The organism is Methylorubrum thiocyanatum (genome assembly GCA_014138645.1).
GTDB classification, from domain to species: Bacteria; Pseudomonadota; Alphaproteobacteria; order Rhizobiales; family Beijerinckiaceae; genus Methylobacterium; species Methylobacterium thiocyanatum.
Map to the genome: position 1 here is coordinate 211706 of JACJIB010000008.1, position 21922 is coordinate 233627.

20 protein-coding genes are annotated in these 21922 nt (G+C 69.5%); 12 read left to right on the forward strand and 8 right to left on the reverse strand.

What is annotated here, in order from left to right; genetic code table 11:
* The first annotated feature begins 76 nt into the window (after positions 1–76).
* Positions 77–2437 carry a PAS domain-containing sensor histidine kinase gene (locus HNR51_RS21785; protein ID WP_182556331.1) on the forward strand — a complete coding sequence of 787 codons (2361 nt, stop codon included), beginning with the start codon at positions 77–79 and terminating at the stop codon, positions 2435–2437.
* 97 nt (positions 2438–2534) lie between these two features.
* The gene (gene rocF / locus HNR51_RS21790; RefSeq protein WP_182556332.1) at positions 2535–3464 is read left to right on the forward strand and encodes an arginase; all 930 of its coding nucleotides are present in this window, start codon (positions 2535–2537) and stop codon (positions 3462–3464) included.
* 88 nt (positions 3465–3552) lie between these two features.
* Here the strand turns inward: rocF and zwf are convergent, their stop codons facing one another.
* Both zwf and HNR51_RS21800 read right to left on the reverse strand, forming a co-directional pair.
* The gene (zwf, locus tag HNR51_RS21795; RefSeq protein WP_182556333.1) at positions 3553–5031 is read right to left on the reverse strand and encodes a glucose-6-phosphate dehydrogenase; all 1479 of its coding nucleotides are present in this window, start codon (positions 5029–5031) and stop codon (positions 3553–3555) included.
* A gap of 352 nt (positions 5032–5383) precedes the next feature.
* Positions 5384–5809 carry a PilZ domain-containing protein gene (locus HNR51_RS21800; RefSeq protein ID WP_239681608.1) on the reverse strand — a complete coding sequence of 142 codons (426 nt, stop codon included), beginning with the start codon at positions 5807–5809 and terminating at the stop codon, positions 5384–5386.
* A gap of 420 nt (positions 5810–6229) precedes the next feature.
* On the opposite strand from HNR51_RS21800, the gene HNR51_RS21805 reads away from it, so the two are divergent.
* Positions 6230–6391, forward strand: a complete 162-nt coding sequence (locus HNR51_RS21805; RefSeq protein ID WP_182556335.1) for a hypothetical protein — start codon at positions 6230–6232, stop codon at positions 6389–6391.
* A 67-nt stretch (positions 6392–6458) separates the two neighbouring features.
* Here HNR51_RS21805 and cutA read toward each other — a convergent pair whose 3' ends face one another.
* Positions 6459–6782 carry a divalent-cation tolerance protein CutA gene (gene cutA / locus HNR51_RS21810; protein WP_182556336.1) on the reverse strand — a complete coding sequence of 108 codons (324 nt, stop codon included), beginning with the start codon at positions 6780–6782 and terminating at the stop codon, positions 6459–6461.
* Between the two features lie 105 nt (positions 6783–6887).
* On the opposite strand from cutA, the gene HNR51_RS21815 reads away from it, so the two are divergent.
* Positions 6888–7658 carry an NAD kinase gene (locus HNR51_RS21815; protein ID WP_012452455.1) on the forward strand — a complete coding sequence of 257 codons (771 nt, stop codon included), beginning with the start codon at positions 6888–6890 and terminating at the stop codon, positions 7656–7658.
* A gap of 42 nt (positions 7659–7700) precedes the next feature.
* Here the strand turns inward: HNR51_RS21815 and HNR51_RS21820 are convergent, their stop codons facing one another.
* Complete coding sequence (locus tag HNR51_RS21820; RefSeq protein ID WP_012452456.1) at positions 7701–7928, reverse strand: DUF1674 domain-containing protein; 228 nt, start codon at positions 7926–7928, stop codon at positions 7701–7703.
* Between the two features lie 104 nt (positions 7929–8032).
* Between HNR51_RS21820 and HNR51_RS21825 the strand changes: the two genes are divergently transcribed.
* Positions 8033–9397, forward strand: coding sequence for an RsmB/NOP family class I SAM-dependent RNA methyltransferase (locus HNR51_RS21825; protein ID WP_182556337.1), 1365 nt, complete (start codon positions 8033–8035; stop codon positions 9395–9397).
* A gap of 61 nt (positions 9398–9458) precedes the next feature.
* Here HNR51_RS21825 and HNR51_RS21830 read toward each other — a convergent pair whose 3' ends face one another.
* Entirely contained in the window at positions 9459–9623 is a 165-nt protein-coding gene (locus tag HNR51_RS21830; RefSeq protein ID WP_182556338.1) for a hypothetical protein, read from the reverse strand.
* Positions 9624–9929: 306 nt separating this feature from the next.
* Here HNR51_RS21830 and HNR51_RS21835 point away from each other — a divergent pair, with 306 nt between their 5' ends.
* The gene (locus tag HNR51_RS21835) at positions 9930–11003 is read left to right on the forward strand and encodes a hypothetical protein (protein ID WP_182556339.1); all 1074 of its coding nucleotides are present in this window, start codon (positions 9930–9932) and stop codon (positions 11001–11003) included.
* Positions 11004–11346: 343 nt separating this feature from the next.
* Positions 11347–12591, forward strand: a complete 1245-nt coding sequence (locus HNR51_RS21840) for an aminotransferase class I/II-fold pyridoxal phosphate-dependent enzyme (protein WP_182556340.1) — start codon at positions 11347–11349, stop codon at positions 12589–12591.
* Positions 12592–12625: 34 nt separating this feature from the next.
* On the opposite strand, the gene HNR51_RS21845 is transcribed toward HNR51_RS21840, so the two are convergent.
* Entirely contained in the window at positions 12626–12955 is a 330-nt protein-coding gene (locus HNR51_RS21845; protein ID WP_141950218.1) for a hypothetical protein, read from the reverse strand.
* A 348-nt stretch (positions 12956–13303) separates the two neighbouring features.
* On the opposite strand from HNR51_RS21845, the gene fabD reads away from it, so the two are divergent.
* The 5 genes from fabD (at position 13304) to mltG (ending at position 18526) form a co-directional block, all read left to right on the forward strand.
* Positions 13304–14236, forward strand: a complete 933-nt coding sequence (gene fabD / locus HNR51_RS21850) for an ACP S-malonyltransferase (protein WP_182556341.1) — start codon at positions 13304–13306, stop codon at positions 14234–14236.
* A gap of 26 nt (positions 14237–14262) precedes the next feature.
* Positions 14263–15003, forward strand: a complete 741-nt coding sequence (gene fabG, locus HNR51_RS21855; RefSeq protein WP_152275739.1) for a 3-oxoacyl-[acyl-carrier-protein] reductase — start codon at positions 14263–14265, stop codon at positions 15001–15003.
* A 261-nt stretch (positions 15004–15264) separates the two neighbouring features.
* Positions 15265–15501: an acyl carrier protein gene (locus HNR51_RS21860; protein WP_003599981.1), complete on the forward strand. Its 237-nt coding sequence runs from the start codon at positions 15265–15267 to the stop codon at positions 15499–15501.
* Between the two features lie 134 nt (positions 15502–15635).
* A complete protein-coding gene (fabF, locus tag HNR51_RS21865) occupies positions 15636–16898 on the forward strand; it encodes a beta-ketoacyl-ACP synthase II (protein ID WP_012452464.1) in 1263 nt (420 codons plus the stop codon).
* 233 nt (positions 16899–17131) lie between these two features.
* Positions 17132–18526 carry an endolytic transglycosylase MltG gene (gene mltG / locus HNR51_RS21870; RefSeq protein WP_182556342.1) on the forward strand — a complete coding sequence of 465 codons (1395 nt, stop codon included), beginning with the start codon at positions 17132–17134 and terminating at the stop codon, positions 18524–18526.
* A gap of 16 nt (positions 18527–18542) precedes the next feature.
* Here mltG and HNR51_RS21875 read toward each other — a convergent pair whose 3' ends face one another.
* Positions 18543–19289, reverse strand: coding sequence for an HAD-IA family hydrolase (locus HNR51_RS21875; RefSeq protein WP_182556343.1), 747 nt, complete (start codon positions 19287–19289; stop codon positions 18543–18545).
* Positions 19273–21660 carry a glycoside hydrolase family 65 protein gene (locus tag HNR51_RS21880; protein ID WP_182556344.1) on the reverse strand — a complete coding sequence of 796 codons (2388 nt, stop codon included), beginning with the start codon at positions 21658–21660 and terminating at the stop codon, positions 19273–19275. Before HNR51_RS21880 ends, HNR51_RS21875 begins: the two co-directional genes overlap by 17 nt.
* Positions 21661–21922: the final 262 nt, after the last annotated feature.

The window sequence follows — 21922 nt, forward strand, 5'->3', positions numbered from 1 at the left end:
CATTGTGAATACGATTCGAAACAGCCGGCGCGGCCCAGGCCGAAGCGCCGTTCCCAGTCAGTGCAGAGGTGGCGATATGTCGGGGGCGGTTTCCGCGTCCCTGTCCGCGCGCGCGCGTGCGGACACGATCCTCGGGATCCAACGCACGACCGGCACCGCCCAGGCCCGCCTCATCCGGGCGGAGACGTGGTTGCGCTACGCGCTTCCGGCGCTGCTCGTCGTCTTCATGCTCACGCTGCTCGGCGTGGCGGTCCTGCAGGTGCGCGGGCGCCACGACGAGGCGGTGCGCGCGGCCACGCGCGAGGTGGAGGCCTTCGCCCGCCTCGCCGCCCTGGCGCTGTCGAGCGAGGCGGCCGCCACCGAGACGCAGCTTGAGCGTGTCCTGCCGGTCCATCTCCTGCCGGCCGGCCGAGAGGTCCTGCTGATCGGCCCCACCGGCCGGATCCGTGCCGCCTATCCGCGTCCCGCCCCATCCGACACCTTCGCGAGCTACCTGGCGGAAGGCGAACCCATCGCCTTCCTCGGCGAGAGCGCCGGGGCCATGACCGTGAACCTGCAGGCGGGCGGGCAGGCCGTCGTCGCGATCCGCCGCTTGGCCGACGGGTTGGGTGAGGTCGCCGTGCTCCAGCGATTCGAACCGCTCACCGCCAACTGGTGGCGGATGTTCGGGCACCACGCGATCTCGCTCTCGGCCATCGGCCTCGTGCTGGCGGGGATGGCCACGGCCTACATCCTGCAGACGCAGCGGGCGCAGGCGGCCGACGAGGTGTGCGATCTCGTCAAGCAGCGCCTCGACACGGCGCTCGGCCGCGGGCGCTGCGGCCTGTGGGACTGGGACATCGCCCGCGGCACCATCTTCTGGTCCGACTCGATGTATGCCCTGCTGGGCTACACCCCGGAGAAGGATCTCCTCTCCTTCGGCGACGTGAACGGCCTGCTGCACAGCGAGGACGGCGACCTCTACAGCCTCGCCCGCCATCTCGCCGCGAGCCACGCCACCGTCGATCACGAGTTCCGCATCCGTGATGCGTCGGGCGACTGGATCTGGCTGCGCACCCGCGCCGAGATCGTCGAGGATGCGCTCGACGGCAGCCGCCACCTCGTCGGCATCGCCATGGACGTCACCGAGCAGCGCCGGCTGGCCGAGTTCACCGCCACCGCCGACATGCGCCTGCGCGACGCGGTGGAGGCGATCTCCGAAGCCTTCGTGCTGTGGGATGCCGGCAACCGGCTGGTGCTGTGCAACTCCAAATTCCGCGACCTGCACGCGCTCGACAGCGAGGACGCGGTGCCGGGCCGGCGCTACGACGAGATCATGGGCCGCGGCGCCCTCCCCCCGGTCCGTCGGGGCATTCCGGGCGCCGAGCGCGGCACCTCGCGCACCTTCGAGGTCGAACTGACCGACGGCCGCTGGCTCCAGGTCAGCGAGCGCCGCACGAAGGATGGCGGCTACGTCTCGGTCGGCACCGACATCACCAGCCTGAAGCGCCACCAGGAGCAGCTCGTCGCCTCCGAGCGCGAGCTGATCGAGACGGTCAAGGACCTCAAGCGCTCGCGGCGCACCCTGGAGACCCAGACGCAGCAGCTCGCCGACCTTGCCGAGCGCCATCTCGACCAGAAGGCGAGAGCCGAGATCGCCAACCAGGCCAAGTCCGAGTTCCTGGCCAATATGAGCCACGAGCTGCGCACGCCGCTTAACGCCATCATGGGCTTCGCCGAGCTGATGGAGAGCGAGGTCTACGGCTCGCTCGGCTCCCCCCGCTACGCCGATTATTGCCGCGACATTCAGCAGAGCGGGACCTACCTGCTCTCGGTCATCGACGACATCCTGCACATGTCGCGCATCGAGGCGAACCGGGTGAAGCTGGTACGCCGCGAGATCGGCCTGGACGCGGCGATCGCCGCGGCGGTGACGCTGGTGTCCAAGGAGGCGGCGAGCAAGTCCGTCGCCATCGACATCGAACTGGCCGGCACCCTGAACGTCCTGGCCGACGAGCGGGCGCTCCACCAGATCCTGCTCAACATCATCCAGAACGCGGTGAAGTTCACCCCCGAGGGCGGTCGCGTCGCCCTGCGCGGCCGCTCCTGCAACGGCTTCGCCCACCTCTTCATCGGCGATACCGGCATCGGCATCCCCAAGGCGGCGATCTCCAAGCTCGGGCGGCCGTTCGAGCAGGTCGAGACCAACCTGACCCGCAGCTACAAGGGCTCCGGACTCGGCCTCGCCATCGCCCGCTCCACCGCGGAGCTGCATGGCGGATCGCTGCGCATCCGCTCGGAGGAAGGCGTCGGCACCCTGGTTCTGGTTCGCCTGCCGATGCCGACGCCCGCGCGCCTCGCCGAGATCGCCCGCGACGCCGAGCGGGACACGCTGGCGGCGATCAGCGAGCTGGCGGGCGTGACCCGGGCCAAGGGCGGCACCATCGCCGCCCTGTGAGGGTTGGTCCGGCCTGTGCGTCGCCGAAAGAGGCGCGCCGAGCCGTGATCGCCCGATCCTTCGCGATCACGACCCGTCCTGCCGGAAGGGGAGCCGCATGGATTCGTCGCCGACGATCGACCTTATCGGTGCGCCGATCGAGATCGGAACGAGCGAGCCGGGCGCGGTGATGGGGCCGGCGGCCCTGCGCACGGCCGGACTGACGCGGGTGCTTCACGATCTGGGCTTCACGGTCCGCGACCGGGGCGACCTCGCCCCCGACTGCGCGGCCGGCCAGCGCGACCTTCCGGCGATCCGCGCCTGGATGACCGAGATCTCGCGGGCGGTCGAAACGGCCCTGGACGGAGGAAGCCTGCCGCTGGTGGCGGGCGGCGACCACAGCCTGTCCCTCGGCTCGGTCGATGGGGCGCTGCGCCATTGCACCCGCAGCGGCCGGCCGCTCTTCGTGCTGTGGCTCGACGCGCATGCCGACTTCAACACGCTTCAGACCTCACCCTCGGGCAACGTCCACGGTATGCCTCTGGCCGCCCTGTGCGGCGAACCCGGCTTCGACGCGCTGTTCGAGGGCGGCGAACGCCCGCTGCTCGACCCGCGCCGGGTTCACCTGTTCGGCCTGCGCTCCATCGATACCGGCGAGCGGGCACTGGTGACGCAGCGGCAGGTGAACGTCGTCGATATGCGCACCATCGACGAGTTCGGGGTGGTGGCGCCCCTGCGGCGCATCCTCGACCGGGTGGCGGCCGAGAACGGCCACCTGCATGCGAGCTTCGACGTCGACTTCCTCGACCCCACCATCGCACCGGGCGTCGGCACCACGGTGCCGGGCGGGGCGACGTTTCGCGAGGCGCATCTCATCATGGAGATGCTGTGCGATTCGGGGTTGGTCGGCTCCCTCGACGTGGTGGAGCTGAACCCGTTCCTCGACGAGCGCGGGCGCAGCGCGCGGGTGCTCGTCGAGCTGGTGGCGAGCCTGTTCGGCCGCCGCATTATCGACCGGCCGACCGAGATGCTGCCGCTGGAGGCCTGATGCGTCGGCCGATCGCCATGCGATGAGACGTCAGCCAATTTCTTCGTGCCGATGAGGCGTCTGCCGATCTCTTCGTGCCGATGAGGCGTCAGCCGATTTCTTCATGCCAAGTGCGGCCGTCGCGCTCGATCAGGGCGATCGCGGCGGTCGGTCCCCAGCTTCCGGCGGCGTAGGGACGCGGCGGCTCGGGACGGTCGGCCCAGGCCTTGAGCAGGGTGTCGGCCCAGGCCCAGGCCACCTCCACCTCGTCGCGGCGCATGAACAGGGTCGCGTTGCCGCGCACCACGTCCATCAGCAGGCGCTCGTAGGCGTCGGGATAGCGCTGCTTGAACGTCTCCTCGAAGGAGATGTCGAGATTGGTCGGGCGCAGGCGCATGCCGCCGGGTCCCGGATCCTTCGTCATCACTTCGAGCTTCATCCCCTCCTCCGGCTGGAGGCGGATGACGAGGCGGTTCGGCTCGCGCCCGAAGGCATCGGCGGGGAAGATCGAGAAGGGCGAGGCGCGGAACTGCACCACGATCTCCGACAGCTTCTTGGGCAGGCGCTTGCCGGTGCGGACGTAGAACGGCACGCCGGCCCAGCGCCCGCTGCGGACTTCGAGTTTGAGGGCGACGAAAGTCTCGGTCCGGCTCGCGGCATCGCTGCCGAGGTCGGACTGGTAGCCCTCCACCGGCCGCCCGCCGACCGCACCCGCCGCGTATTGCCCGCGCACCGTCACGGCCTGGACGTCCGCGCCGGTGATGGGCTTGAGCGCGCGCAGCACCTTCAGCTTTTCATCGCGCACGGAGTTGGCGTCGAGGGAGATCGGGCTCTCCATCGCCGTGAGGCAGAGGAGCTGGAGGATGTGGTTCTGCACCATGTCGCGCAGGGCGCCGGACGTGTCGTAGTATCCGCCGCGCCCCTCGACGCCGACCGTCTCGCCGACCGTGATCTGCACGTGGTCGATCACGTCGGCGTTCCAGAGCCGCTCGAAGATCGTGTTGGCAAAGCGGAGCGCCAGCAGGTTCTGCACCGTCTCCTTGCCGAGATAATGGTCGATGCGGAAGATCTGGCTCTCGGGAAACACCGCGCCGACCGCGTCGTTGATGGCGCGGGCCGATTTCAGATCCTTGCCGATCGGCTTTTCGAGCACGACCCGGCTGTTCTCGCCGATCAGGCCGTAGCGGTCGAGGTTCCGGCAGATCGAGCCGTAGAGATCGGGCGAGGTCGCGAGATAATAGGGTCGGATCCGGTCGGGCCGCTCGTCGAGCAGGCGCTTCAGGTCGTCCCAACCCTCGTCGCCCAGGGCGTCGACCGCCACGTAGAACAGGTGATCGAGGAAGCCGGCGAGCTTGCTCTCGTCGATCTCGGCCGGCGGCACGAAGCTCTTCAGGGCGTCACGGGCGTGCTCCCGGAATTCCTCCACGGTCATGTGACTGCGCGAGGCGCCGATGATGCGGCTCGTCTCCGGGATCTGAGCGTCGCGGTAGCGCTGGTAGAGGGCCGGCAGGAGCTTGCGCTGGGTGAGGTCGCCGGTGGCGCCGAACACGACGTAGTCGAAGGGCGAGACGGGGATGATGGTGGCCAAGTGCGGCTCCCATGTTTCGCGCGAGATCCGAGGCGTCGGTTCGCGGCAGAAGGATGCTCCCGCAGCTTCGCGCCTCTCGCCAGACAATCCACCGACGCGCCCGGTGGCAGTCGGCAGCGTGGGTTACCGGTTTGCGGCGACGCCTTGCAAGGGGCTTCGCAAGGGGCTCGGCAAAGGGCTTGGCAAAGGGCTTGCCAAGTGAATCGCCAAGCGGCTTAGCCAAGGTCTCCGGATGGCTCGGCCGAGCCAACGCTCCGGAAGCCCCGGCCGTAGCGACGAAGGGAAGGCGCGATCTCCACCCGCTTCGCGGCAGCTCTGGCCGGAGGTCGACGGCGGGACGACGGCGAAAGGCTTACTCGGAGAAGCTGCGATCGCGGCGTCGGCCGATCGAGTGGTAATCCGGCGCCTGCTCGACGGGCGCGGCCTTTTTCTCCTCGGCGACCGGCAGCTTTGCGATGCGATCGATTCGGACGCCAGCGTAATTGCCCCTCCGCCACGCCAGATTGACCCGCAGGATGAAATCGCGGCCCAGAATCCTGAGCATGAAGCAGGGCGGCAGGGTGTAGGCCTCGGGCACACCGAGCTTGGCGCCGGACTTCGAAATGTCCTTGACGTTGCACGGGATCTCGGTGCCGTCGAACAGTCGGATCAACGCGATCCAGTTGGTCGACGTCCGTTCCTCCCGCCGCGCGACCAGGAGATCCTCGTGATTCGCCGACGCGTCGCCCGCCGCCAATTCGGGCAGGAGATCGGCAAGCTGAGAGTGAGGGTCCGGCATGGGGGCCATAGGGTAAGGCGACTTAACTCTGACGATATTGGAAAAGTGTTGATGCGAGCTTTGCATTGCGGCAGGCGCCCGCAACGCCGTCGCGCTTTTCGCTCGCCGGACGATCACGTCTTTGTGCGACCGCTGTGAGATCGCCGGCGACGTCGGTTGAGGCGGCCGACATGTCCGGATCTTCTTCCGTCCCGCTTGGCGTCGTCGGGGCAGACGCTCGCACGAGGACCGAGGACGCAATGCAGTGGCGACAATCAGTCGACGGAACTGTTGCGGCGCGAAAGAAGCCGGCTCTTCGTGCAGTGCAGCGAAAATTGTTCCTGTGTTCAGGTCGAAACCGGCTTGCCAGACATGAACAGCAGATTAACGTACTACCATCGTAACGCGTCCGATGTTTGACCCCTGGCAGGGAGCGGTCCCATGTCCGAGCTCATCCGCGTGAAACCGACCCAGGACGGCACCTACACCGTCTATCGCGGGTCACTGGCCCTGGTTTCGGGCCTCACCAGACTGCAGGCCGAACGCTACGAGGCGAGTATCGCCTATCGGCAGCGCGTGGCCTCTCCCCTCGTCGGCGCCTGAACCGGCGGCCCGATCGTTCGGGGGCGCGGCTCCTTCACGGGGTCCGCGCCCTTCGCATGTCGCGGCCTCAGACCGGGCCGGTTTCCGCCCGGATCCACGCGGCGGTGTCCGGATCGGCTCCTGAGACCGGCAGGTGCAGGATGATCGGCGTCTCGTAGGGATGGCGGCGCTTCAGCTCGGCCGCCAGGGCGTCGGCCAGGCTCTCCCGGCTCTTGAGGATCGCGACGACCTCCGCGCCGCGCTCGATCGTGCCCTTCCAGGCATAGACCGATTGCATCCCCGGGATCACGTTCACGCAGGCGGCGAGTCGCGCGCGCACCAGCGCCTCGCCGATGTCGAGTGCGGTCGGGGCATCGGGAAAGGTCGTGTAGACGAGGAGCGGGCGCTCCATGCTATGGCTCTCCCTCGGCAGGCCGGCGCCGGTTCGCGGGTGCCCGGCTCGGACCCCGAGTGAGACCGGCTCGGCCTCTTCCCGTCAACAGGGCTGACAGCACGGATGCCGCGTCGCTTTTCACGGATCGCCTTCGTGGCGAGCCCCACGGCCGATGCGCGGGAGGCGGCGGACCTGCTGATGCGCCGCTACGACCACGTTTCGCCCGAGGAGGCGGATGTCGTCGTGGCGCTCGGCGGCGACGGCCTGATGCTGCAGGTGCTGCACCGCTTCATGAATGCGCCCAAACCGATCTACGGCATGAATCGGGGCACGGTCGGCTTCCTGATGAACGAGTTCCGGGAGGACGGCCTGCTCGACCGGCTGGAGGCGACCAAGCGCTCGACGATCCACCCGATGACGATGATCGCCACCGACACGGAGGGGCGCAGCCACACGGCGCGGGCGATCAACGAGGTCTACATGCTGCGCCAGACCCACCAGACCGCCAAGCTGCGGGTCTCGGTGGACGACCATGTGCGCCTGCCCGAATTGATCGCCGACGGCATCCTCGCCGCAACGCCCGCCGGCTCCACCGCCTACAATCTCTCCGTCGGCGGGCCGATCCTGCCGCTCAACGCCCATCTCCTGGCGCTGACGCCGATCTCGGCCTTCCGGCCGCGGCGCTGGCGCGGGGCGCTGCTGCCGAACTACGCCCGCATCCGCATCGACGTGATCGACGCCGAGCACCGTCCCGTCGCTGCGGTCGCCGACCACACCGAGTTCCGCCGGGTCTGCACGGTGGAGACGTGGCTCGACCACGCCACCAACCTCGTGCTGCTGCACGATCCCGGCCACAGCCTCGAAGAGCGCATCCTGCGCGAGCAGTTCGGCTGATTCGTCTCGGCTGACGCGCGACCGGTTTCGGACGCTGCCGCGTCAGAAGTCGCTGGCGAGGCCCTTCACCTCCCAGTCCTCGTAGCGGACGGGCTCCAATCCACCGCGTCCGAGCGATTCGGGCCGCTCGGCGATCCGCGCCGCGCGGGCGTCGATGGCCGCGCGGCGCTCGGCCGCCTCCGCCAGCGCCCGCTGCGCCGCCGGGGACAGTTCGCGCGCGACCGCATCGGACCGCTCGATCTCCGGCGCCTTGGCATCGGCCTGCGTCATGCCGATCTCCTTCCTAACTTGCATCCCTTGCCGACAGATGTGACTGCGTCGGCTCCGGGGCGAGACCCCGCCGATCCCTTTTAGCCCAGAACGGCCTTTTCCGCGTGGCATCCACACCCAACCGCAGCACGCCGCCTCCCTTCGATCCGTCGGTGCCGGGCCTCGCGGCGCGTCACGTCGCGCGCGAGGCGGTGGCGACGCTGCTCGGCCCCGCCCGCGGCCTGGCGCTGGAGGATGCCCTCGCCCAGGCGGCACGGGGCGCGCGGCTGGAACCGGGCGAGGCCGCCCTCGCCCGGGCGATCGCGACGGCGAGCTTCCGCCGCCTCGGCTTCATCCAGGCGGCGCTCGCCGCCCGGCTGCGGGACGGCCTGCCGGAGAACCGGCCCCACCTTCTCGCGCTGCTGGTGACCGGCGCTGCGCAGATCCTCGATCTCGCAGTGGCCGACCACGCCGCCGTCGATCTCTCGGTGCGTCTCGCCAAGGCGGACCCGCAGCTCCAGCACCTCGCGCCCCTCGTCAACGCCGTGCTGCGCCGGATCGTCCGGGAGCGCGACGCGATCCGGGCCGAGGAGACCGATCCGCTCGCCCACAACACGCCGGACTGGCTCGCCCGCCGCTGGCGGGCGGCCTACGGCGAGGCGGCGGCCCGCGCCATCGCGGCCGCCCATCTGGAAGGCGCGGCGGTCGATCTCACGCTGGCGCGCGACCCGGAGATCTGGGCCGAGCGGCTCGGCGGTGTCCGCCTCGATCTCGGCTCCGTGCGGCTGGTCGAGGCGCGGGAGGCGGTGGCCGATCTCCCCGGCTACGCGGAGGGCGTGTGGTGGGTGCAGGACGCCGCTGCCGCCCTGCCGGTGCGGCTGCTCGCGCCGGAATCGGGGGAGCGGGTCGCCGATCTCTGCGCGGCGCCGGGGGGCAAGACGGCCCAGATCGCCGCCGCGGGCGCGGCGGTGACGGCAATCGACCGGTCCGCCGCCCGCCTGGAACGCCTCGGTCGCAACCTCGAACGCCTCGGCCTCACCGCCGAGGTCCTGACCACCGACGCTCTCGCCCTGCCGGAGGACACGCCCTTCGACGCGGTGCTGCTCGACGCGCCCTGCTCGGCGACCGGCACCCTCCGCCGCCATCCGGACGTGGCCTGGACGAAGAGCGAGACGGACGTGTTCCGCCTCGTCGGCCTCCAGCGCCGGCTCCTCGACAAGGCGGCGCGGCTGACGCGGCCCGGCGGACGCCTCGTCTACTGCACCTGCTCCCTCGAACCCGAGGAGGGCAGCGGGCAGATCGCGGATTTCCTGAACCGCCATCCGGATTTCGAGCGGATCGCGATCACGCCCGATCGAGTGGCCGGCCATGCCGAGCTGATCGACCCGTCGGGCGACCTTCGCACCCTGCCGAGCCATCTGGCCGGCGGCACCGGACGGGCAGGCGGCCTCGACGGCTTCTTCGCCAGCCTGCTGCGGCGGAAGGACTGAAACCAGACGCTTCGAGCCGGGCGGCGTGATCCTGTGATCCGGCGCTCCCGTGCCGATCGTCTCAGCAGCAATGGGCCTTCAGGCCGGCCCCGACCATGGCGAGGCCGGTCACGAGAGAAAGGCCGCCGGCCGTCTCCATCCGCGCCGTCCAGTCGGGGTAGCGCGGCGCTTGGCCCGCCAGAACCAAGCCGGCGGACAAGCTCACGAGGCTGAGCAACGCAATCATTCATCCTCCAGATCGAGCGGCCAGTGCGGCGCCGTTCCAGCCGGCATCACTGGGCGCTCGAACGCGTTAACGCGGCGAAAGCGGCGCGGGGTTTCCCCGCTCTTCCCGTTCTCCACAGTCCGGCCCGCCGCACTTGAGAGCTGAGTGCCGACAAAGACTGCAAATTGACCGGCAGATTGCACAACTTTTGTTACATAAGCGGCATTAACCATTCGTTCAAGTGTGTAAACAAAGCCTTAGCAAGGCCGCTCAAGTTCGTTTAAGTTTTTTCTACACAACGAACTTCCCTCCCGTTTCGGCGGCTCCATGCCTTACGTGTCCAGTTCCTGGGTGCGCCTTCCCGTCATGCTTGCAGGCGCAGCAAGCTTTGTTCTGCTCGGAACGGGGGCGGCCAACGCCCACGTCAAATGGTTCTGTGCCTTCGACGTCGCCGGCCAGCCGCGCGGGCTCGAACAAGTCCTCTGCACCGACTTCGAATTACTGACGGGGCTTGCGCTCGTCTGCCTGATGTTCGGCTGCCTGGCCGAGGGGACGCCGCTCGGCACCGCGATCCTCAACGCGCTCGACCGCGCCACGGCAGCGGTGCGGGACAACAGCGCCCTGATCGTTCGGGCCGTGGTGGGGTTCTTCCTCGTCTCGCTGTGGAACCTCGGCGGGATCATCCTGACGCCGGAACTGAAGACCGACATCGCCTGGATCCCGTGGCTCCAGCTCGCCATGGCCGCCGGCCTGCTGTGGAAGCGCACCCTGCCGCTCACCGCCGCCGGCATCGTGTTCCTGTTCGGTCTCGCCGTGTGGAATTACGGCGCCTTCCACCTCGCCGATTATCCGGTCTTCCTGGGCGTGGCCGCCTTCCTGGCCCTGACCGCCTTCGACCGCACCCTGTTCGGACAGCGCCCCATCGACGTGGTGCGCATCGCCGCCGCGATCACGCTGATGTGGGCCTCCGTCGAGAAGTGGGCCTACCCGCACTGGACCGATCCGCTGATCGCCGCCAAGCCGGCCATGACGATGGGCGCCTCACCGGAACTCTTCATGCAGGCCGCCGGCGTCATCGAGTTCACCCTGGCCTTCGCCCTGATCTGGACCCCTCTGGTGCGCCGCGCCTCGGCGATCATCCTAACCGCGGTCTTCGTCTCGGCCATCCTCGAATTCGGCAAGGTCGACGCCATCGGCCATTCGGGCATCATCGCGGTTCTGATCGCCATCGCCGCCGACGACGCCCGGGTTCCCGCCACCCGCCGCGATGTCGTCCTCACCCCGGTCTACTATGCCAGCGCCCTGATGCTGTTCCTCGGCGTCTACTATTTCGCTCACGGGGTGCTCTACGGCTCCACTTACGGAATCGGGGCGGGCATGACGGGGCTTCCGGTGATCTGATCCGGCGGCAGCCGGCCGCAGAGGGACACGACGCAACGGGGGCGCCTTCCGCAGGGAGGGCGCCCCCGAGCCGTCCGGGCCATCGCGGTCTGCGCCGGCCTGCGGGGTCGCGCGCCGAAGATCTCGTCAGGACTTCATTTACGCTTCGATCCTGTTGGCGGCCGAAGCGCGCACGGATCCTCGCAACGGCACAGATCGTCCGCCGTCTTGTTCAGGCTCCGGGAGAAGCAATTCGTTAAATACGCCCCGATGCATTTTTCCAACACCGGCGGCGTTTAACGCGATGGCAAGCCGGCGGCGCCGAAAGTCGGGCCAGTAACGACGCGGCATCGGACGGGATGGCATGAGACATCGTGAGCAGACCGACGCGACGAACCGGGACCGCGCGGACGGCGTCAGCCTTCTGCACCGCTCCGCGGCGCCCGGCGACGACCACCCCGTACGGGGGCTCGACTTCGCCTCGCAGGATTGCCTCGGCCTCTCCACCCATCCGGACATCGTGGCCACCGCCGCCGACACCCTGCGCCGCCTCGGCGTGCGCAGTGTCTGCGCCGCGACCGAGGCCGGCGCGCCCGGCCTCGCGCTCGCGCTGGAACGCCGGATCGCCGACTTCCTGCAAATGGAGGAGGCGCTGCTCTGCCCGACCGGTCGCGCCGCCGCCCAGGCCGTGATCCGCGGCCTCGTGCGCCCGGCCGACCACGTGGTGATCGATGCCGCGATCCGCGGCAGTCTCCGCGAGGTCTCGGAGATCGCGACGGACAACCTCTCACCGTTCCGCCACCTCGACGCCGAGCATTGCCGTGCCCTGCTCCGGGCCATCCGGGCTCGCGATGCGGAGAACGGGATCCTCGTCGTCACCGAGAGCCTGTCCCCGCTCGATTCCGGCACGCCGGACCTCGCCGTCCTGCGGGCCCTGTGCGACGAGTACGGCGCAACCCTCCTCGTGGATGTGAGCCAGGATCTCGGCTGCCTCGGCGAGGACGGGCGCGGCCATCTCGGCCTTCAGGACATGCTAGGCCGGGCCGATCTCGTGACGGGCAGCTTCTCGAAGAGCTTCGCCTCGAACGGCGGCTTCGTCGCCGCCCGCACCCGCGCGGTGACCCGCTGCCTGCGCGCGGGGGATGCCGCCGCCCAGACGCTCTCGCCGATCCAGATCGCGGTGATCCTCAAGGCCTTCGCCATCATCGACGATGCGGAGGGGCGCGAGCGCCGCGCCCGGCTGATGCGCAACGTCCTGAACCTGCGCACCGCCCTGCGGGATCGGGCGCTGGCGGTCTGCGGCGAGCCCTGCACCAGCGTCTCCGTGGAGGTCGGCACCGGCGAACCGGCGCGCCTCGCCGCGGCGCGCTTGGCCGAACGCGGCCTGCTCGCCGATCTCGCCGCCTTGGCGGAGACCGGCCGGCTGCGGCTGCACGTCACCGCCGGCCACGGCGACGCCGAGATCGCGCGCGCCGCCGCCTGCCTCGCCGAGGTGCTTGGCGAAGTCTTTGGCGAACTCTTCGGCGAAGTCTTCGGCGACGCGTCGGGCAAGACGCGCTCCGCCGCCACGGGATCGTCGGCCCGGCCGAACCTGCGCGCCGCCGCGTAGTCCCCGCCCCGGCGCCGCCGTTCCGGACCGACGCCTAGAGAACCATGCCGCGGGCATCCGCCTCCCGCTCGACGGTCTCGAGCAGGGCGCGGGAAGCGATGAGACGGCGGTCGATCATCGGATCGGTGAGCCGGTCGATCCAGAGCGGCCAGGTCGCGCGGGCCTCGACGGTGCGGCCTTCGAGGTCGCTGCGGACGGCGCGCAGATAGGGCGTCGCCCCAGGCCCGAGCCGGTCCAGCGTCACGCACAGATCACGGCGGAACTCCTGTGAGATCCGGGCCAGTCCGGCATGGGCGGATTCGTAGGCGCCGATCAGGGCATGGGCGTGCCCGACCGCCTCCTGGGGATAGAGCGTGCGGAACATGGCGAGTCTCTCGCAGGACGCGTCCGATAAGGCCTCACCAATCAATGCGCGGAACCGCGCCGGGTTCGGGTCGTGATGTCGCCAATTCTCCCGCCATGCCGAGCAAGCTCGGCGGTGATCCGATACCGGCGGCGGGGAGCGAGCTCGGCTTTTTTGCCGTTCTGATCTTGTGCATCGCATTGTTGACAGTCGCCGCACGTGATGCGACTGCGCCGCACCTTGAAACAGGGCCCCTCGGCGATCCCGGGCGCCGGCAGTCCGTCTCGTGGCTGCGGGCGCGCGGTGTGGCGCCGGGCGAGGCTCCGATCCGCCGGTGCATCCGTTCCGGCGCCAGGGCGACGGGACGTCATGACGCGAGCCTTCATCTTTCCGGGACAGGGCAGCCAAGCGGTCGGCATGGGCAAGGCGCTGAGCGAGGCGTCCCCGGCCGCCCGGCAGGTCTTCGAGGAGGTCGATGCGGCGCTCGGCCAGAACCTGTCGCGGCTGATGTTCGAGGGGCCCTCCGAGGAACTGACCCTGACCGCCAACGCGCAGCCGGCGCTGATGGCGGCCAGCCTCGCGGTGCTGCGCACGCTCGAGGCCGAGCGCGGCCTCGATCTCGCCCGCGACGCGGCCTTCGTCGCCGGCCATTCGCTCGGCGAGTATTCGGCGCTCGCAGCGGCCGGGACCTTCTCGATCTCCGACGCCGCCCGCCTGTTGCGCATCCGCGGCGAGGCGATGCAGCGGGCCGTGGCCCCGGGCGTCGGCGCCATGGCCGCCCTGCTCGGCCCCGATCTGGCGACCGCCCGCGACATCGCCGAGGAGGCGGCGCAAGGCATGGTCTGCGACGTCGCCAACGACAACGGCGCCGGTCAGGTCGTGCTCTCGGGCCACCGGGAGGCGGTCGAGCGGGCCATGGCCCTGGCGCAGGGCCGCGGCGTGCGCCGCGCCGTTCTCCTCAACGTCTCCGCACCGTTCCATTGCGCTCTGATGGCGCCCGCCGCCGAGGCGATGCGCCGGGCGCTCGCCGAGGTGACGATGCGGGCACCGGTGGTGCCGGTCTACGCCAACATCACCGCCGGTCCGCTCACCGAGCCCGACGCGATCCGCGACGCCCTGGTCAGCCAGGTCACCGGGACCGTGCGCTGGGCCGAAAGCGTGGCGGCCATGGCGGAAGCCGGGGTCGACCGTTTCCACGAACTCGGCGCCGGCAAGGTGCTGACCGGCCTCGTCAAGCGGATCGCGCCGAATGCCACCGCGGGCGCGGTCGGCACGCCCGACGACGTCGCCGCCTACAACTGATTCGTCCGATCGGAAGAGCCGTCACCATGTTCGATCTTACCGGCCGCAAGGCCCTCGTCACCGGCGCGACCGGCGGACTCGGCGGCGCGATCGCCCGGGCTCTTCACGCGCAAGGTGCCCATGTCGCCCTGTCCGGCACCCGTCGCGCGGTGCTCGACGAACTGGCGGCGGAACTCGGCGGCGAGCGCGTCGCGGTGGTCGAGGCCAACCTCGCCGACAAGGCGGCCGTGGAGGCGCTGCTGCCGGCCGCCGAATCGGCGCTCGGCGGGCTCGACATCCTGGTCAACAACGCCGGCATCACCCGCGACAACCTCTTCATGCGGATGAAGGACGAGGAGTGGGAGGCGGTGCTCGACGTCAACCTCACCGCCGCCTTCCGCCTGTCGCGCGCCGCGCTAAGGGGAATGATGAAGCGCCGCTACGGCCGCATCATCGGTATCAGTTCGGTGGTCGGCGCCACGGGCAATCCGGGCCAGGGCAACTACGCCGCTGCCAAGGCCGGGCTTGTGGGCATGACCAAGGCGCTGGCGGCGGAGGTCGCGACGCGCGGCATCACCGTGAACTGCATCGCCCCCGGCTTCATCACCTCGGCGATGACCGACGCGCTCAACGAGAAGCAGCGCGAGACGATTCTCACCCGCGTACCCGCGGGCCGGCTCGGCACCGGTGCCGAGATCGGCGCGGCGGCAGTCTATCTGGCGTCGGAGGAAGCGGGTTACGTGACGGGGCAGACGTTGCACGTCAATGGCGGCATGGCGATGTATTGAGAATGTCCACAAAGGGGTGTTCCAACCGGAAAACCACGCCAATGAACGCTTTCTGAACCGCCCCTCGCCAGAGCGGAAACCCTGTGTTAACACCCGGCTCAGCCGTGCAGGGGAGTTGACGGTTCAGCGGGTTGCGGCTTTTCCAAACCACGCGCGATCGAACACCGGCCGTCCCAAAAACCCCCGGAAGCGGGAAGGCGGCCACGGCGCTTTCGTCAGAAGCACACACCATCACGATCGAGAAGACGAGGACCAACAACGATGAGCGATATCGCCGAGCGCGTGAAGAAGATCGTCGTCGAGCACCTGGGCGTCGAGCCTGAGAAGGTCACCGAGGCCTCCAACTTCATCGACGATCTCGGCGCCGACAGCCTCGACACCGTCGAGCTGGTGATGGCGTTCGAGGAGGAGTTCAACGTCGAGATCCCGGACGACGCGGCCGAGACCATCCAGACGGTCGGCGACGCGATCAAGTTCCTGGAGAAGAACTCCGCCTAAGGCGGTGTCCTCGCGCGGGCGGGGTCGATGAGACCCCGCGCGCCACATCTGTTTTGAACCGAGAGTCCTTGGGGGCGAGAGCCCTTCGGGGCGGATGAGTCCTCATCAGGACAGCGGATCGTTGGGATCAGGCAATGCGTCGGGTGGTGATCACGGGGCTGGGGATGGTGTCGCCGCTGGGTGGCAACGTCGAGCACACCTGGAGCCGCCTCATCGCCGGTGACAGCGGCGCCGCCGCGGTCACCGCCTTCCAGACCGACGATCTCGCCTGCCGGATCGCCTGCACCCTGCCCTTCGGCGACGGGTCCAACGGCACCTTCAACCCCGACACGTGGATGGAGGTGAAGGAGCAGCGCAAGGTCGATCCCTTCATCGTCTACGCCATGGCCGCCGCCGGCATGGCGCTCGACGATGCCGACTGGCACCCGAAATCCGATGCGGATCAGGAGGCCACCGGCGTCCTGATCGGCTCGGGCATCGGCGGCATCGGCACGATCTACGATGCCTCCGTGACCCTTCACGAGAAGGGCCCGCGGCGCATCTCGCCGTTCTTCATCCCCGGCCGCATCATAAACCTCGCCTCGGGGCAGGTCTCGATCCAGCACGGGCTGAAGGGCCCGAATCATGCGGTCGTCACCGCCTGCTCCACCGGCGCGCACGCCATCGGCGACGCCTCGCGGCTGATCGCGCTCGGCGATGCCGACGTGATGGTGGCCGGCGGCACCGAGGCGCCGGTCAACCGGCTGTCGCTCGCCGGCTTCGCCGCCTGCCGCGCGCTCTCCACCGGCTTCAACGACGAGCCGACCAAGGCCTCCCGTCCCTATGACCGCGACCGCGACGGCTTCGTCATGGGCGAGGGCGCAGGTATCGTCGTGCTCGAAGAGTACGAGCATGCCAAGGCGCGCGGCGCCAAGATCTATGCCGAGGTGATCGGCTACGGCCTGTCGGGCGATGCCTACCACATCACCTCGCCTGCCCCGGACGGCGACGGCGGCTACCGCTGCATGAAGGCCGCGGTGAAGCGGGCCGGGATCGACCCGTCCGAGATCGACTACATCAACGCCCACGGCACCTCGACCCCGCTCGGCGACGAGCTGGAGCTGAAGGCGGTCGAGCGGCTGCTCGGCGAGTCGGCCTCCAAGACGTCGATGTCCTCCACCAAATCGGCGATCGGCCACCTGCTCGGCGCGGCCGGTGCGGTGGAGGCGATCTTCTCCGTGCTGGCGATTCGCGACGGGGTGATGCCGCCGACGCTGAACCTCGACAACCCGTCGGTCGAGACCGCCATCGACCTCGTGCCGCACGAGGCCAAGCGCAAGCGCGTCGATACGGTGCTCTCGAACTCCTTCGGCTTCGGCGGCACCAACGCCTCGCTGCTGATGCGCCGGGTCGGCTGACGGCCCGCTTCCGACGGCGCAAAGGCTGCGGCGGCTCTGCCGAAAACAACGCCATTTCGCCACAAAACTGCTTACAGTGCCTCACAAAACGCTCGGTCGACGACCGGGCGGACGTATCGTGAGAGACGCCCACGCTTCCGCCGGCCGCGGCGGCGAGCACCCGGCTCGCAGCCCCGCCGCTGAGACGGAACGTCCTGGGCGGGCTTCCGCGCAGGGCCACAGCAGGATTCCGGATGTTTCGCAGACGACAACAGCCGCCGTCTCCGCCGCCCGCTTCCGAGGAGCCGTCGCTGCCGAACCGGCCGTCGCCGCGCAGCCCGAGCGAGGCGATCAAGCCCACCGTCGCCCCGCCCCCGCCCGAGAAACCCGAGCGCCGCCGCGGCGGCCTGCTCGCCACCATCAGCGGGTTCCTGACGCTGGGCGTCGTCCTCGCCCTGGCCGCCCTCGTCGGACTGACCCTGCTCAATCGCCAGACCTCCGAGCCGGGGCCGCTCGCCGCCGACAAGGTCGTGGTGATCCCCAACCGCAGCGGCACCTCCGAGATCGCCAGCATCCTCGCCCGCGAGGGCGTGATCGAGCATCCGAGCCTGTTCGAGATGTCCGCCCGCTTCGGCGGCAAGGGGCCGCTCAAGCACGGCGAGTACATGTTCAAGGCCCATGCCAGCGTGAAGGACACGATCGAGACCCTGACCAATGGGCGTCAGGTCCAGCACGCCATCACCTTTCCCGAGGGTCTGACCTCCGAGCAGATCGTCGCCCGGCTCAACGACAACGAGGTGCTCTCCGGCGAGATCGCCGAGACGCCGCCCGAGGGCTCGCTCCTGCCCGACACCTACAAGTTCGAGCGCGGCGCAACCCGGCAGCAGATCGTCAACCTGATGCGCGCCAAGCAGCGCGAGGTGCTGGCCCAGATCTGGCAGCGCCGCAGCGCCGAGGTACCGGTGAAGACGCCGGCCGAGATGGTGACGCTGGCCTCCATCGTCGAGAAGGAGACCGGCCGCGCCGACGAGCGGCCGCGGGTCGCGGGCGTGTTCGTCAACCGCCTGCAGAAGCGGATGAAGCTGCAATCCGATCCGACCATCGTCTACGGCCTGGTCGGCGGGCGCGGCACCCTCGGGCGCGGCATCATGCGCTCGGAGATCGAGCGGCCGACCCCCTACAACACCTACGTGATCGAGGGCCTTCCCCCGGGGCCGATCGCCAATCCGGGTCGCGCCGCGCTGGAGGCGGTCGCCAACCCGTCGCGCACCAAGGATCTCTACTTCGTCGCCGACGGCACCGGCGGCCACGCCTTCGCCGATTCGCTGGAGGGCCACCAGCGCAACGTGACCCGCTGGCGGCAGGTGGAGCGCTCGCGCCAGCAGTCGCAGCAGCCCGAGCCGGGCGCGGTCGACAAGGTCGATCCGAACGCCGCCGAACCCGGCGCGGCGCAGCCCGGTGCCGTTCCCGGCCGCGCCTCGGCCTATGCACCGGGCTCGAACGCGGCCTTCGCGGTGGACGGCGCCGCCGAGGCCGGTTCGCGCCCGAAGGCGTTCGACGCCTCCGAGGGCACCCGGCTCGATCCCCTGCGCAACAAGACCTACGATCTCGGCTCGCCGAAGACGGTTCCGGCGCTCCGCAATCCGTAGGTCGCCGGCCGGCCCCCTACCGGTCGAGAGATCCGTCGGCGGCGCGGGCGCGGAGCGTCCCGCGGCCCAAGGCGGCGACATCGAGTTGATCGAGCGAGGTCAGGACGAGATCGGCGCCGGCCGCCCGCAACAGGGCTTCGTCGCCGAGGCGAGCGATGCCGAGGCTGGCCATCCCGCCGGCCCGCGCCGCCGCGATCCCCGCCGGTGCATCCTCGACCACGAGGCACTCGCCCGGCGGCACGGCCACGGTCCTGGCAGCCAGCAGGAACAGGGCCGGATCGGGCTTGCCGCGCGGCACGTCGTGCCCGCTCACATCCGCATCGAACAGCGACGGCAGCGTGCTGCCATCGGGGAGTGTCACGCGGGTGAGCATCGCGTTGACGTTCTTCGACGAGGAGGCGAGCACCGTGCGCAGGGCCGCCGCCCGCAGCGCGACCGCGAGGCGGATCGCATCCGGGAACGCGTCGAAGCGGCCTTGCGCGATGAGCCTGTCGATGACGGCCTGCTTCCTTTCGGCATAGGCCGCCGCGTGGGCGCCGGCCTCGGAATCGCCGAGCGCCTCCAACGCGGCCCGCGCGCCTTCGAGGCGCGGCTTGCCTGCGACATGGGCTTGGTAGAACGCCGTGGTGAAATCCGCCGGATCGGCGAAGCCGGCGAGCGCTTCCCGCCACGCCCACTCATGGGGCGAATCCACCAGCACGCCATCGGCGTCGAAAATCACCGCGCTCAGGCGGCGCCGACCGGCTTCAGGGCGCCGAGGCATCGGCGCCCCCCGCGGCCCCGCCGACCGGCTTCGTCACGGACGGCGTCGCCTCCGACAGGCGGACGCAATCCTCGCCGTGCCACAGGGTCAGCCCCGCGCCGGCCACCAGTCCGTAGGTGGCGGTACTGTGGGTGATCTCGATGCGGATCGTCTGCCCGCGCACCTGCAGGCAGAAGCCCAGCCGCGTCCAGGCCTCGGGCAGGCAGGGGTTGAAAGTGAGGCGCCCGTGCGCGTCGCGCATCCCGGCGAAGCCGTAGATCATCGCGAGCCACGTGCCGCCCATGGCGGCGATATGGGCGCCGTGCATCATGTTGCCGCCGAGGTCGGAGATGTCCATCGCGACGGCGAAGTTGAAGTAATGGATCGCCTTGTCCCGCAATCCGATCTCGTTGGCGACGATGCTCTGGATGCAGACCGAAAGGGACGAGTCGTGTGTAGTCAGCGGATCGTAATAGGCGAAGTTCCGCCGCTTGGCCTCGAGCGTGAACTGCTCGCTCAAGAGAAACAGCGCTAGAACCGTGTCGGCCTGCTTGATCACCTGCGAACGGTACAGGTTGAGCGGATGGTAGTGCAGCAGGAGCGGGTAGTGATCCTCCGGCGTCGCGGCGAAGTCCCACTTCTCCAGATCGAGGAAGGCGTCGTCCTGCGGATGCACCTTCAGCCGCTCGTCGTAGGGCAGGTACATCCGCTCGGCCGCCTGATCCCACGCCTCGGGCTCGTCGGCGTCGAGGTGGGTGCGGTGGACGAGGGCGTCGAAGCTGTCGGGGTGGTCGCGCTTGAGCATCCGCACGGTCTCGGCGGCGTAGCGCATGTTCTCCCGCGCCATCAGGTTGGTGAAGCAGTTGTTGTTGACGATCGCCGTGTATTCGTCCGGCCCGGTCACGCCGTGGATGCAGAAGCGTCCGTCCATCCGGTCGGAGAAGAAGCCGAGATCGCACCAGAGGCGCGCGGTCTCGACGAGGATCTCGGCGCCGTAGCGGCAGAGGAAATCCACATCGCCGCTGACCTCGACGTATTTGCGCAGGGCGTAAGCGATGTCGGCATTGATGTGATACTGGGCCGTCCCCGCCGCGTAATAGGCCGACGCCTCTTCCCCGTTGATGGTCCGCCAGGGGAAGGTCGCGCCGCGCTGCCCGAGTTCCCGGGCCCGGGCACGGGCGCTGTCGAGCATGTCGTAGCGGACCTTGAGCAGGCTGCGCGCCATCGGCGGGTTGGTGTAGATCAGGAACGGAAGGACGTAGATCTCGGTGTCCCAGAAGTAGTGGCCTTCGTAGGTCCGCCCGGTGAGCCCACGGGCGGCGATGCCGTGCCCCTCGGCCCGCTCCGAGGCCTGCATCAACTGGAACAGGTTCCAGCGGATCACCTGCTGGCTGCGCGGGTTGACGGAGTCCACCGTCACGTCCGCTCGCTCCCAGAAGCGGGCGGTCTCCTGTCCCTGGCGGGCGAGGATCGCCGGGAAGCCGCTCTCCACCGCCCGGTCCAGGGTCCAGGCCACCTGTGAGCGGATCTCGGCGGGATCCGCGCCGCGGGCGTAGTGGTAGCTCAGGTATTTGTGGATGCGGCTCGTCCGGCCCGGCGCGAGAACGCCGCGGAAGACGACCGTGGCCAGATCGTTGTCGCAGCCCGCCTGGGCCGCGAGCGCACAATCGGCCTCGACGACATGGTCCATGCCGCAGCCGAGCACCAGCCCGGAACTGCCGGTGCGATAGGAGAGGATCGCGCGCAGCGCCTCGGACCGGGTTCCGGTCGGTTGCAGGACGCGTCCGACGAACCCCTCCGCCATGCGGGGGTCGGAGGTGTCGGTGGCCAGGGGCTGGTCGTTGCGCAATTCGGACGTGATCACCACCTCCGCCGCGGCATTCTCCGCGGTCAGTTCGTAGGCGATCGCGGCGAGATGGCGATGCGCCAGCGAGACGAGCCGGGTCGTCCGCAGGTGCAGCCGCTTGCCCGACGGCGTCACCCAGCGCACGTCCCGGTTCAGGGTCCCGCCGCGGAAATCGAGGATCCGCCGATACGAGAGGATCTCCGCGTCCGGCAGGATGAGGGGCTCGTCATCGACGAAGAGCTTCATCACCGCCCCGTCGGGACAATTCAGAATGCTCTGGCCCACCTTGGGGAAGCCGTAGGCCCGCTCGCCGTAGGAGATCGGGCGGTTCTCGTAGAAACCGTTGAGGTAGGTGCCCGCTTCCCGGACCGGACTGCCCTCCTCAGTGACCCCGCGCATCCCGAGATAGCCGTTCGACAGGGCGAACATCGTCTCCGCCTGCCCGGTCAGCTCGCGCGCCATCCGGCCGTCGTAGCGGACGGCCTCGATCGCCCAAGGGTTCGGGGGAAAGATGTCGACGGGCGGGATCAGGCGCGGGCGCAGCATCGGTCGTCCGTTCCTCCGCCTCGGAGCACGCCGGCTCCGCGTCGCCTTGCCGGGACCGGCCCCGACGACGACCTCGGGACCGTCGTCGGATCGCTGCGGGCACACGTGCAGCGATGACCGGTGACGCCGATGCAGCCGCAAGGATGCATCAGGAAGAATGCAAGCTGTGCGGCGTCAGTTCCCCATCGGAGATCGATCGAGGCAACCACCAAGCATTAATCTCGTCATCACAACGCAACCAGACGATGTCTGCGGATGTTGA